We start from the raw sequence: 12,710 nt of genomic DNA on the forward strand, positions 1-12,710 counted from the left end.
GGCAGTGGAAGTGGCACCTCGACGAGGTCTACGTGAAGATCAACGGCGAGATGCATTACCTGTGGCGAGCGGTGGACCAGGAAGGCGAGGTGCTCGAGAGCTACGTCACCAAGACGAGGGACAAGGCAGCCGCCCTGAAGTTCATCAAGAAGGCGCTGAAGCGCCACGGCTCACCCGAGGCTATCACCACCGACGGTCTGCGCTCGTACAAGGCCGCGATGAGCGAGCTCGGCAATGCCGACAAGCAGGAGGTCGGCCGCTGGGCCAACAACAGGGTCGAGAACAGTCACCTGCCGTTCCGACGACGAGAGAGAGCGATGCTCAGGTTCCGGCAGATGAAGAGCCTGCAGAAGTTCGCCTCGGTCCACGCCAACGTCCACAACCACTTCAACCAGGAACGCCACCTCGTCGACAGAGAAACCTACAAGACCCGCCGCTCGGCCGCCCTGGCCGAGTGGCAGAGCCTCATCGCCTGAGGCTCGCGCCATCAAGACACCGCTGCGTCGATCGGAGACAAGTTGCGATTAGACTGACAGCACCTTGGCGACATCCGAGGCGATGTCGATGCGATCGCAAAAAAGCTGAGCGAAGAGCCTCCTCCTTGTACAGGTTTTCAGAAAGGGCTTCAGGCCTTAGGAGAATGGGCAGTGGACACTGGGGGTGACGTTACTGAGGTGGGTCTGGGATTATCGGAGCCGGACTCGCTACCGCAGAAGTGAGTGCCTTTACGCTTCAACCCGAGGGGGTGGTATTGGGCGGTGTTATTGCGGAGGGAGGAGTAGACGTAGCGTCCGCGGGAGGCGTCATTTCGACGGGGGGTGCTTTGATGATGTTGGCCGGCGGCTCCGGGAAAGAGGCGGTGGGCGATTTAGTCGGCAGGATGATCGCGAGCAAAATTCCTAACGAATACGGCAAGGAGGTCGCTCAAAAAATGGCAGAAACTGCAGTAAACACGATACCATTTGAGTTCTCGTCATGCAAAAACTGAGGCCGATATATATTCTTGCTGCAGGCTCAACTTCTTGCTTCGCACTGGTCCTAATTCTTTCGCAGACGAGTGTCGGGGCAATCTCGGAATCAAAGTTTCTAACTGACTCGGTTCTTGTGATTGCAGGCATTTCCCTTCTGGGCTGCGCATATTCGCTTCCGCGCGCCATTAGAGCCCTATGGCGACGAGGACGGACATCGTCCTCAGGACGCAAACCAAAATAGAAGTCATGACCAACGACGAGACACGGTTGATTACGGTGGCAGCTGCCATGGTCCGCTCTTCGAGACGCCCCTCTGTTATTGACTCAACACGCGCGATGGGCTGCGTTCAGACCACTCATGCGCTACTTTGCGGCGCCATATGCCTTTGAGGTGGGAAGCACCGAACACATGCAAGACCCTGAAGGTTCAGGCGTAATCATTAACGCGGTCAGCTGGCTCCAGGGAACACTGATGGGCACGGTCGCGACCACCGTCGCGGTGATCGCGGTGGCGGTCGTCGGCTTCATGATGCTCACCGGGCGGATCAACTGGCGCCATGGCGCGGTGGGGTGCTGTCAGAGCAACTGCACCTTAACATCTGAGCGGTACGTCAGTGAGGCTGTCAGTCTCGCTCTTGTCGCCGGGCCAGTTCCAGGACTGGAGGCGTTTGGCCAACATCCCACCTCCCGGGAGACGAAGATGACGTCCTTAGCCGGCTCGGTGCAGTTGCTCTGACAACACCGTCGCGACAGCAGGCGGCTAACTACATGACAGCGGCGTGAGATCATCGGGAAATTGCTTATCTGACAGTGACTTCCGCTTCACTTGTAAGCTTTATCGACGCGCGGCGCGAAATAGTCATTCTGGGTCACGGGTCATGCAAAACACTAAGTCACGGGAAGATGTCTCTGCTCATCAAGAGCGGCGCGCGGCCGAGCGAACGGCCACCATTTTCAGGCCAGTACTTATTGAGATTGACGAGTTCGCGGGTTTTTGTCTCGTGCGCAACCTTTCACCGCATGGTTTGATGGGAGACGTATATACCAGCTTTGCTGACGAGCAGCCGGTAACCATCCACGTCGGACACTCGCGACAGATTACGGGAATCCTGAAATGGTGCTGCGATGGGCGCATCGGCGTGCACTTTGACGCACCGCTCAGCGTCTCGGACGTGCTCACGGAAATGTCGACCAGGAGCGTCGACGGGCTGATTAGTCGCGCTCCTCGTCTTCAGATTCGATGCGCCGCTCAAATGGTCATCGGGGAAGAGATTCGACTGGTCGAGGTCGAAGACATTTCCCAGCGTGGCCTGCGAGTTCGTGCGCCCTTTATGCAGGTTAACCAGGAGGTCACCATTCAACTCGACGGCCTTGACCGACGCAAGGCGATCGTGCGCTGGGCGCAGGCGGGGACCGCGGGCCTCAATTTTATACGCCCCCTCGGTTTCGAACAGCTTGCCCAGTGGACCGTGGAACAGCAGGCACGGAGCCGTTCAAACGACGAGTTGGCGGGGCCTCCGCCCTTCGACTTCGTCCGGGGCTGGCAAGTTCAGGTTATATCCTAGGGGTAGCCCAGATCGGCGGAGATCTTCCTGATTCGCCATCACGTCAGATGGAGAGACGCGAACTTCCGCGTGGGGTCGTAAGAAGACTGTCTGCGTTGGCTGGAAGAGCCGCCGGCGGTCAGGTTCGCTTAGTACGCCGACGGCTCAGCACCCGACTTAGCTGGAAGGGCGGTCGGGATAGTGGATTGATACATCTCCGGCGGCATCACGTGTGGCTCGTGTCGCACACGTATCCAGCTGGGACGGTCTTACCACTAGCTCATGGGCGCGAAATTGGCCGTGTGCAGCCCGTCCACTAAGGGTGGAAAGCAGACTTTCGGCATTTCGCCCGATAGCTTCTAAGCTGGACCAGGGTCGCCGGCTAGTTATGCAGGACGCAACCCGGCCATGGAACGCACCAATTTCACATAGGCGTTGATCGAAATGTAGCTGACGGCTGGTATGAATCGGCTGATGGTAAAGGCGGAGCTATCGTTGTGACCGGCATTTCATCTCGCGTGAGAGCCTTCTTCGTACGGGAACGCGCCCTGCCGAAACCAGCCGACGGCGAGAGATTATACGCCATCGGTGACTTGCACGGCCGACTCGATCTGTTTCGGGCCCTAATCAAGCAACTTGAAACAGACGCGGCAGGGCGAGGGAGGATACCAACACGAATAATCGTGTTGGGCGATCTCATCGACCGCGGGCCGCACTCGCGCGACTTACTCGGATTAATCAAACGCATGCAGCTGCAAAACGCGGACCGCTTCGTGGTGCTATGCGGGAACCACGAGGAGATGTTGCTCGCAAGCGCTGACGGCAACGCCAGTGCCCAGCGCCTCTGGCTAGAGAATGGTGGAGATGCGACCCTGCGGAGCTATGGCCTCGATCCAGCAGAATTTGTTGAGCTTACGCCCGAGCACCGAGCCGGCGTGCTTTGGCGAGCAACGGGCGCCGAAATGCTTGTCTGGCTTGCTGGGCTGCCTGTGCATTTTCGCTCGGGAGATTACTTCTTCTGCCACGCCGGCATTCGACCGGGCATTCCGCTGGATAAACAGCGGCGCGAAGACCTTCTTTGGATCCGTCAGGATTTCCTGAGCAGTAATCGACTGCATGGAGCAGTTGTGGTTCACGGCCACAGCGAAGCATCTGACGTCGAGGTCAAGGCCAATCGCATCAATGTAGACACTGCCGCGTATCGCACCGGTCAACTCACAGCCGTTGGACTGCAGGGACCATACCGATGGTTCATCTCGACGGCACAGAGATATTTGAACCGGGCCGACCTTGATGCGGCGCTCGAAGGGCGGCTACGCAAGGCGGCACAGCGGGGCCAGTAAATCCGAGAGACGGCATGAGTCTCGCTCTTATGCGAACTGACCTGCCCATAGCTGCGTAACCTTAGGCTGCTAGCTCCGAGGCTGCTTGGCGGAAGGTCCGCAATGGGTGGAAGACGGACGTTGAACGCCTAGATGCGCTAATGCATACCCGCTCAATGACTCGGTCGCTTGTCTTGGTGTTTCTCATCTGCGCGGCATGTGGTGATGCTGGTCAGAAGCCGACGGATTGCGCCATTCCACAGATGTCGGGCGCCGTAGGAGAACAGCTTCTCGTGACGGCAGAATACTCGGATGGCGGCTTACGATTCCAGTTCTTCTTAGACCGCTGCACGCCGGCACTGAAGAATGTTTATTTCAAACCTTTTGCGTATGATAAGTTGGACCACGACATGCGCGAAATACCGGGTCGGTCTTTCGATGGCGTGATGGTTGGCATATTGAACGGCTCATTCGACCGCACGTTCTCTAACTCGCAAAGCGTACTTCTTATTGATGACGTCTATCGTGTTTATCCTTGGGTAGACCTGCACTTCGAGTGACGATAGTCAGCGAAGGCGGCTGTCCGACACCGGCGGGCTCCGAATGTCCGCAATGGGTCGAAAGCAGACGTTTGGCTGGATTGCCCCGTTTGGGTCGAAAGCGGACATTCGTCGAAATGGCCGGAATGGGTCGAAAGGAACATTGTGCGAGTGTCGGGTTTGGGTGGGAAAGCGACATTGGCGATTCCGCCCGAAATGGTATCACCGTTGTCATAGTGAGACAAAAGAGTCCCCAGCTGCCTCAAGGAAGTGTGCTGGCTCTCCCGTTGGGGGCAAGTGGTTGGGCGCTCGCTCAGGTGCTGGTGCCGGGCATCTGTTTCTATCTCGGCGCGGCAGCGGTTCCCTTCGATGCAATGCCTGACGCCGCAAAAATAAACGGCCTGCCACTCTCGATCTTTTCGTGGACCAACGACGCCGAAGTTTACCGGGGCAACTGGAAGGTCTTGGGCATATATGCTCTCCAAAGTTCAGCCGCCCCCCGATCGAATACAAGATCGGCATGCCCGAAGGCATGATGGTCGAAGCCTTCGGCGGCGAGATATTGCGCAGGTTCGATCCGGAAACCGACGCGCACCTAGAGTATCGGACGATCCGGTCACCACTTCTGGTCCAGGATATGGTCCAGGCAGCGTGCAGCGAGTGAATGTCCGCAACGGGTCGTTAGGGGACCGTCCGCTTTCGACCCTTCATTCGGAACGTCGGATGCTTGGGCGAATTTGGCCCACGAGGAGGACGCCATGGACTATTACTATTCGACCGTGATCCGCGGAGATTTCGCCGATGCGGTCAGCCGCGCGCGTGAAGCACTCAAGGCCGAAGGTTTCGGCGTGATCAGCGAAATCGACATTCAGAAGACACTGAAGGATAAGATCGGGGTCGATTTCCGGCCTTACCTCATTCTCGGCGCGTGCAACCCGACGCTGGCCCACGAAGCGCTTCAGCTGGAAGATAAGGTCGGCACCATGCTGCCGTGTAATGTCGTGGTCCAGCAATCTGGCGATGGCGTTGAAGTTGCTGCCATCAACCCGGTTTCCTCGATGCAGGCGATCGAGAACGACGAACTTGCCCAGAAGGCCAAAGTGGTGGCCGGAAAGCTGCGTCGAGTGATCGACAGCCTTCGAACCGGCGCGACGACGCCTTAGTCCGTCGCATGTTTCCATCCGGGCGGCTCGTCGGCCAGGTTGTCCGGTACCGCGATGCAACCCGCCCTCCATGCCGAAACGGGAATTGCCCGGAGAATGAAAGAATCGCCTTCGCCAGCTTCTCAAAAGCACTGCATCGTGGTGGCGGAAGTGCTAACCTGACGAGCGTATTGACTGGGATGACGGGCAAATGGAGCGTTCGAAGGCTGACCGGCGGGGAGTGCTGGCCGCAGGCACGGTAATTGCGGCTGCAACGGGTCTCGCTTCGGCTGCGGGCGCGCAGGCCAATGTGACCGGCGGCTCATGGCAACCGACAGCCGAGCCGGCCGACGCCTGGCTCGACAAACCGGGCACCCGCCACCGGATCGTGTTCGACACCACGAGCATGGATACCGCTGGCAAGGGAATCCACTTCGCCAACAACTTCTACGCCGCGAACGAGAGTGGATACGGGCTCAAGTCCGAAGCGCTGGGTGTGGTGGTGATCCTGCGCGCCGAGGCGACGCCGCTGGGTTTTGGCGACTCGATCTGGGCCAGCTATGGAGGACACTTTGTCAAGCTGATGAGCCTTGCTGGCGACAAGGCGGCGAGAGCGCGAAAAGGCAACCCGCTGCTGATGGACGAAGGCGAGGACGCCATCACTCTTTCTACGCTTCGGCAAAAGGGCGCGACATTCACCGTATGCGGAATGGCGACGCATGGCATTGCCGGAATGGTCGCGCGTGCCACCGGCAAGTCGCCCGAGGCGGTGGAAGCCGAGTTCAAGGCCAGCCTCGTTCCCGGCGCGCTGCTGGTCCCGGCCGGGATCGTCGCGGTCAATCGAGCGCAGGAGCATGGCTATGCCCTTGCCTATGTCTCATGAGCCTCCTGCCGTGAGCGAGGAGCCGACGGCTCGGGAGTTGGCCCTGCCGTTGGCGCTGCTTGCCGCGATGATCGGCGCGATTGTCGTTGCGGTGTACAGCGCACGACAGGTGCCCGGCGCCCCGTTGGCCGCGCCGACTCCCGGGGCTACTTCGGCCATGGCGCAAGCAGGCGCCGGAGATTTCCAGCCGCCGCCCGAATCCGCTATTCCCGCCGGCCCCGAAGGTGAGGCTATCCGCCGGGGCATGGAAATCTTCGTTCATACCGGCACGGCGGCCAGGCAATACGCCGGCAGTAGCCTCACTTGCAGCAACTGCCACCTTGACGGCGGTCGCATGGCGAACGCCTCGCCCATGTGGGCCGCATGGGTCAACTACCCCGCCTATCGGGCGAAAAACGGAATGATCAACACCATGGAGGACCGGCTGCGCGGGTGCTTCACTTATTCGATGAATGCGCAGGCCGCGCCCGCCGGCCGGCCTCCACCCTATGGCAGCGACGTCTACCGCGATCTGGAGATGTACATCGCCTGGCTGGCCACCGGAGCGCCGACCAGGACGGAGATGAAAGGTCGCGGCTATCTCGAGCTTACCCCGACAGCCGACGGCCACGATCCGACGCGCGGCGCCAAGGTGTTTGCCAGCAACTGCGCCGCATGCCACGGCGACGACGGGCAGGGCATGAAGAACCCCGACGGTACCTATACCTACCCACCACTTTGGGGACCGCACTCGTTCAACTGGGGCGCGGGGATGGGCATGGTCGCCAACGCCGCGGGGTTCATTAAGGCCAACATGCCGTTGGGCAACGGCTACTCGCTGACCGAGCAGGAGGCTTGGGACGTAGCGGCCTACGTCGACAGCCACGAGCGTCCGCCCGACCCTCGTCAGAAGGGCACTACAATCGAGGCGACGCGCAAGGCGCATCACCAGAGCGGCGACTATTACGGACAGGCAATCGGAGGCGACCTTTTGGGTGACGGCAGATCTTAGAATGCCGAACGACGGCGTGCGTCGACGAGTATTGCGCGCGTTAGCAAACCTAGTCGCGTCAGGTATGTCGGAATTTAAGTTTTGAGTCTTCAGCCGACCGTCCGCTTCTAAACAAGCCGTGTTTGAGAGTGGACGGTCTGCTAACGGCCACAAAAGACGTAACGGGGATGTCGCCATCGATACCCCAGTCGATACCGCGGCCGCTAGTCCGCGTACCTAATGACCGGATTCCCATCAATCTGCAGCGCCATCACTCCGCGGCGATGCCGCAGCAGCCTTATCGGAAACGCCTGATCCTCTAGCCTGCGTGCGAGCAGCAGCAGCCTGGTCTCAAGATTGTCCTTAAACTCGGGAAGCCGCAGCTCGAAGGATAAGCGGATTTCGCGGTTCGTGAACGTGTTGCGCCCCTCCGCTAGCGCACACTCAATCAGATGCACGAGCAGTCGCCCGGCGACGCCCTTTATGACATAGCGGCCATCGATGAAGACGCTGTCGTCGAAGCGATAGACCGTTATTGACAGCGTTCTGCCAGATGCCTTGGTCGCGACCGTCCGCGCCTCGACACCGGATTCACGACTTGAGCGGCTTTCGACCAGCGTCAGCGTGGAAGATGCCTGCCGGACAAGCGCTTCGAGGCTAGCGGCTGCCTCGTCGTCAAACGCCAGGCGTCGTTCGCTCTCGAGAAAAAGAACGCCAAGCAACTCACCGCGAGTGCTCATCGGGACAGCGATCTGGCTCATCGCTCCAGAAAGCTGGGGCAACGAGATCGTGCGCTCGTCATCCACAGCCGGGGCTCCGCCGCTCGCCGCATGACCCATTCGGCACAAGCGGCTGAGGTCATTGAACTTGAGCGTTGTACGGCCCGCGGCCGCCTCGCCGATCAGCATCTCCCCGATCGCAACTTCCGCCCCGGCTGCGGGCTCGGTGTAGCCCCTACTCGCCGCCGTCACGAGCACCGACCGCTCCGGTTCGTGCACAAGAACCAGCGAGTTTGCGCAACCCGTGAGCACGCAGGCGTCTCTCATCAGCTTGTCAAAGAGGTCTTCCGCGCTCGTCGCTTCGGCCGAGCGGGCGGTCATCTCCGCCAAGGTCCGCATGCTCGGACCCTCCGTAACGGCCGGAATCTCGTTGCGGAGCAAGGCACTCGGAACGGCATGGATCTCGTTGACGCGGAAGATATCGACCGCCTTGAGGCGCATAATCCTGGCCATGCCGGTCTGCGCGATCGCAGCTCTCAGTGCGCGATCCATCCGGTCGAAGATCGGCCCGTCGTCGAGCAGCTTTTCCCAGGAGAGATCGAGCGAGTACTGATCCCCGGTGCGAGGGCAGACAAGCAGGAGCGTCGCCGATCGGTTCGCCCGCACGTTCGCCGCTGTCTTGGCGAAAAACTGGTTCGAGATCGCAACGTGGGCATCATCGACTTTGACCACGTGCGAGAGATAAGAGACGTTCGGCGTGCCATCCGCCGCGGTGGTGGCAATGACAGAAGGTATCACGCCCTCAAAGCATGCGGACAGTTGCTCTAGGGTCAAGGTCACAGTGACGTGCCCGCGAGCGGCCCCGGGGTCTGCACGTAGATTTCCGCTACGCTCAACTGTGCCGCGACAATGTCGCGATCGGGCGACCACTGGGAGACAATGTACGCCGGCACGTTTTGGCGGCCGAGCTCATCGGTAATCGCCGCCCAGTAGTGCTGGGCACATTCAATGTCCTCCGGCGTGGCATCTCGTATTTTGGCCGGACCCTTCAGCTGGTACGTCACGTAATCGCGGGCTCGCGAGGCGGTGAGCGCGAGCCGACCCGACGAGACAATGTTCCTGACAACGTCGGGCCATTGCCAGCGGGAGAGAATGACCTCGATCGCGTCAACACCCACGATGCTGGCTCCGACGCCGCGACCGATCGCCGGTCGACAGCGGTCGTCGGCGGCGCTCACAATCAGCAGCACGGGGCCGGTCAGAAATTCTGCCAGGTCAGGCTCCAGATTCATTTTCGTCGCGTCCCCCACTTAGGAATGTTTTAGGATCGGGGGCTCCTCTTTAGCAATCATTTAGGGAGCGCCGTGTCCCCACCCAGCTTACTGGCGCTTTCGGTACAAATGAGATCGGGAATAACGCTCGCTGGCGCTCGGCGGACTTCAAATTCGCCGCCGGCAAAGCATTGGACCCGGTCCTTCCAAGGAGAGCCATAATGCAAGCCCAGCGTAACACTATTTTCGTTCCCGCCGGCGAAGGCGAGCAACTCAAGGTCCTCGGCATGACGCACTTCACCAAGGTTTCGCCCGAAGACACCGGGGGTCAGTTCACCGCCATCGTGATCGACATCCCGCCAGAGTGCGGTCCGCCGATGCACAGCCATGAGGCGGACTCCGAATTCTTCTTCGTTCTCGAGGGCACTCTGACGCTATCGGACCCCGACGGGGACATCGAAGCAAAGCCCGGCGATTTCTGTTACCTGCGCGGCGGTGGCAGCCATGCGTTCCGCAACAACACTGACAGCCACGTCCGCGCTCTGGCAATGGTGACACCGGGCAACGATGCCCATCGCTTCTTTAAGCAAATCGACGCCGAGCTTGACGGAGCGGTCGACGTCCCCGTCGTGCTCGATGTCGCTGCGCGCCACGGCATCGAATTCCCTGCATGATAGTCAAAAGGAAAGAAGGCGGGACGCACGTCCCGCCTTCAGAGCGCTCGCGACGTTGGCCAACAGGCGTCATGGGGATGGTGATCGTCCGCTAGCGGCTGAAGCCGCCCGAGAGCGGTCAGTCTGCTGTCGGCCATTCGAGGCCGTTGGTGGAGACTCCACCACCCGTGGACGCCAACACGCATTCAGGTTGCTACTTCCCCCTCCCACATTTCGGCGTGGTGCATACCGTCACCTCGTGGATGTAACGGTTCTTTCCGCCCTCAACCCTAAACATCTGGCTGGCCGGGGTCCCCTGGTCGGGCGGCAGTCCGGCATCGAGCCAGGGGAAATCGTGGAAGATCGAAACGGCGCCCAGGGTCTCGTCGATGACGTAGCGGCGGTGGCCGACTTTGAGCTTCTGCGGGAAGGCGCCCATGTCGCAGGTGTTGCCCGCCGGGTTGCGGGTGGCGGTACTGATGCGCCCTTCGAGGCGGGAGCAGGGCGTCCCGTGTGGCACCAGGAGCGCCGGATCGCCCCAGTTGTCGAGGTACGCGTCGGCCGCCGCCTTGAGGACCGCCCGGGTGTCGCGGTTGGCCGTGGAGATGGCGTCCCACGTCTCGCTGCGGGTGACGGCGAGGTGTTCGGACGCTCCGAACATCCAGTCCCCCGCGTCGGTCACTACCGACTCCATCTTTGACACTTTCCCGCCCTTGGTGGCCTCGATGCGCGTGTGGATCACGTAGGGGTGCGGGTCCGTGGCCGCCACCAACTCCGTGAAGGTGGCGCACTGCGTCGTGTCGTGGAAGCTGCGGGTGAAGTCGACCTTCAGGGGCCCGGCCAGCACGCCCTTGCCGATGTCCATGACCCAGTTGTTTTCCGCGTAGGACGCGCCCTTGGCGAGAGGCACCAAACTGGCCTTCCCGTCGGTTTGCGCCTTCACATAAGCGTCGGTGATCTTCTCGAGCATCACACGGCTGCATTGCGCCTGGGCATTGGTGGCGAAACCCACGCCGGCGAGGGCGATCGAGAGCCTGATTGCGGCTCTGGCCAGGATCGACAGGAGCTTCATTGGCGCTGGCCTCCTGCTTCATCCAGCGAAGCTGTCGCTACCGATCTCTGTTTGCTGACGTCGATATTGGCCTGGGCGCGCAGCTGGCCGACCTGGACGACGACGGGCCCCTTGGGAATCGGGTCTTCGACCACGAGCTTGACCCACAAGGCCTTGTCATCCTTGAAGTATGACGTGGTGCTCGCCGCCCGCAGTGCTTCCAGGCTGGCCTGCGGCGTTCCCCCCACGGTGGAAGTGAAGCCCGGCAGTTCGAAGATGACCCAGCTGCCTTTGTCCATTTCGCGCAGGTTCAGCGAGAGCTTGTCCCTCGCCGTCGCCACCCTGATCTCGGCACCGCTGGGGATCGTGGTCTCGCCGTTATATTCGAAGCGCTTGCCGTCGCGCTGAAGAACGACCGGATCGGCGGCCGGTCCCGTCGCGAATTCGGGGAATGCTTTCGTGTCGTCGATGCTGAGGCGGCCCATGTCGCCCTTGCACACCGCCGCGCCCCAGCTCGCCTTGATTTCACAGTTCTTTTCATCGGACGCGATGCCGTTGTCGATGACGATATAGGCACCGGGGACGCCGCCGACCGAACCGTCCAGATCATGGAACGCTGCGCTGCGATAGGCGGCGCGGCCACCGAAATCGGACGCCCAGCGGCGTTCCATTGCCGGGAAATCGACCGGCTTTGCATTGACGAACTTCAGGCCCTTGACGGTGTTCTCGGTGCTCATGCCGAAGCTGGTGAAGAGCAGGTAAGATAGCGCGCCCGCATCACGGGTGGCGTTGGGCTCGTAATTGACGAACGTGGTATCCACCACGTCGTGGCGGTAATCGTAGTACTCGTAACCTCGGATGGGGAAGTCCGCGGCTTCCTTCGGCAGGCTGCGGCCGTAGGCTTTTTCCGCCGGCGTCCTCGGATTTCCGATGTTGGCGCTCTCGCCCACGAACAGCGAGTCGACCACGCGTGAGGTGAAGGGCGCCAGGCCCGCGCCGCCGGACGCATGGGTGAAGCCGATCGCGTTGTCGGCCAGCTTCATGTTGCGGTAGACGTCGTTCTCGCCGCGGGTCCAGATGGCGCCGTTGCGGTTCTTGTAAGCGGTATAGTCATCGATCTCCGACACCAGGATTTGGCTTTTGGTGTCGTTGGGATCGGCATAACTGATATGGCCGGCGCCACCGACGTTGAATTTGCCGTCGGGGCCAGGGCCGCGATCGAACATCACGCCATCGAAGTTGGAGTGCGCCGTGTTGCCGCTGAATTCGCGCAGCCTCGTCCTCCGGGGCCAGATCTTGTTGCTGCCTTCCTTGCCCAGGAACGCGCCCGTCGGATGCTGCGGCAAGGCGAGCCAGAAGCCGATTGCCTCCGATCCCGCGGCCACGTTGCCGCGGTAGACGTTATCGGGATTGGTGATCCAGAAACTGGAGGCGGTGTTGTCCGAGGGGATCAGTATGTCCTTGGCGGATTGGCCCGCCGGAGACTGATGGGCCAGCGTCAGATCGGTAGGTTCACACGGCTTGCCGTCGGGATGGCACTTGGTGAGGATCGCCAGATTGTGGACGATCTGGTTGCCGTGCTCGACCGCATCCTCGAGGAAGAAGCAGTGGCCGACGTTGTTGTAGGTGACGTTGTTCTGAATAC

At 60.8% G+C, this 12,710-nt stretch carries 14 protein-coding genes and 1 pseudogene; 11 read left to right on the plus strand and 4 right to left on the minus strand.

The annotated features are described in order from the left end of the window. From G7B69_RS16425 to G7B69_RS16470, 10 genes and pseudogenes are all read left to right on the plus strand, one after another. Positions 1-476 (plus strand): IS6 family transposase (locus G7B69_RS16425; protein WP_166181228.1); only part of this gene is annotated, 476 nt, incomplete at its 5' end. Positions 477-826: 350 nt separating this feature from the next. Further along, positions 827-988, plus strand: a complete 162-nt coding sequence (locus G7B69_RS16430) for a hypothetical protein (RefSeq protein ID WP_166181229.1) — start codon at positions 827-829, stop codon at positions 986-988. A 341-nt stretch (positions 989-1,329) separates the two neighbouring features. Beyond that, positions 1,330-1,536 (plus strand): annotated as a pseudogene (locus G7B69_RS16900) (TrbC/VirB2 family protein); the annotation flags it as partial. Positions 1,537-1,849: 313 nt separating this feature from the next. Beyond that, positions 1,850-2,536: a PilZ domain-containing protein gene (locus G7B69_RS16440; protein WP_166181233.1), complete on the plus strand. Its 687-nt coding sequence runs from the start codon at positions 1,850-1,852 to the stop codon at positions 2,534-2,536. 476 nt (positions 2,537-3,012) lie between these two features. After that, complete coding sequence (locus G7B69_RS16445) at positions 3,013-3,858, plus strand: metallophosphoesterase family protein (RefSeq protein WP_166181235.1); 846 nt, start codon at positions 3,013-3,015, stop codon at positions 3,856-3,858. A 155-nt stretch (positions 3,859-4,013) separates the two neighbouring features. Beyond that, positions 4,014-4,397: a hypothetical protein gene (locus tag G7B69_RS16450; protein WP_166181237.1), complete on the plus strand. Its 384-nt coding sequence runs from the start codon at positions 4,014-4,016 to the stop codon at positions 4,395-4,397. Positions 4,398-4,896: 499 nt separating this feature from the next. Further along, positions 4,897-5,040, plus strand: a complete 144-nt coding sequence (locus G7B69_RS16455) for a hypothetical protein (RefSeq protein WP_166181239.1) — start codon at positions 4,897-4,899, stop codon at positions 5,038-5,040. Between the two features lie 94 nt (positions 5,041-5,134). Next, entirely contained in the window at positions 5,135-5,539 is a 405-nt protein-coding gene (locus G7B69_RS16460) for a DUF302 domain-containing protein (protein ID WP_166181241.1), read from the plus strand. Between the two features lie 190 nt (positions 5,540-5,729). Then, a complete protein-coding gene (locus G7B69_RS16465) occupies positions 5,730-6,401 on the plus strand; it encodes a hypothetical protein (protein WP_166181243.1) in 672 nt (223 codons plus the stop codon). Positions 6,402-6,411: 10 nt separating this feature from the next. Beyond that, positions 6,412-7,392: a c-type cytochrome gene (locus G7B69_RS16470; RefSeq protein WP_243415235.1), complete on the plus strand. Its 981-nt coding sequence runs from the start codon at positions 6,412-6,414 to the stop codon at positions 7,390-7,392. Positions 7,393-7,595: 203 nt separating this feature from the next. Here the strand turns inward: G7B69_RS16470 and G7B69_RS16475 are convergent, their stop codons facing one another. Then, positions 7,596-8,930 (minus strand): GAF domain-containing protein, encoded by a 1,335-nt coding sequence (locus G7B69_RS16475; protein WP_166181245.1) that lies wholly within the window; start codon positions 8,928-8,930, stop codon positions 7,596-7,598. Continuing rightward, positions 8,927-9,382, minus strand: a complete 456-nt coding sequence (locus G7B69_RS16480) for a hypothetical protein (RefSeq protein ID WP_166181247.1) — start codon at positions 9,380-9,382, stop codon at positions 8,927-8,929. The genes G7B69_RS16475 and G7B69_RS16480 overlap by 4 nt, the downstream gene beginning before the upstream one ends. A gap of 200 nt (positions 9,383-9,582) precedes the next feature. Between G7B69_RS16480 and G7B69_RS16485 the strand changes: the two genes are divergently transcribed. Next, positions 9,583-10,035 (plus strand): cupin domain-containing protein, encoded by a 453-nt coding sequence (locus tag G7B69_RS16485; protein ID WP_166181249.1) that lies wholly within the window; start codon positions 9,583-9,585, stop codon positions 10,033-10,035. A 193-nt stretch (positions 10,036-10,228) separates the two neighbouring features. Here the strand turns inward: G7B69_RS16485 and G7B69_RS16490 are convergent, their stop codons facing one another. Both G7B69_RS16490 and G7B69_RS16495 read right to left on the minus strand, forming a co-directional pair. Continuing rightward, positions 10,229-11,086, minus strand: coding sequence for a DUF8021 domain-containing protein (locus tag G7B69_RS16490; protein WP_166181250.1), 858 nt, complete (start codon positions 11,084-11,086; stop codon positions 10,229-10,231). After that, positions 11,083-12,708, minus strand: a complete 1,626-nt coding sequence (locus tag G7B69_RS16495) for a hypothetical protein (protein WP_423717965.1) — start codon at positions 12,706-12,708, stop codon at positions 11,083-11,085. Before G7B69_RS16495 ends, G7B69_RS16490 begins: the two co-directional genes overlap by 4 nt. Positions 12,709-12,710: the final 2 nt, after the last annotated feature.

The sequence above is a fragment of the Croceibacterium segetis genome (genome assembly GCF_011320115.1).
Classification (GTDB): domain Bacteria; phylum Pseudomonadota; class Alphaproteobacteria; order Sphingomonadales; family Sphingomonadaceae; genus Croceibacterium_B; species Croceibacterium_B segetis.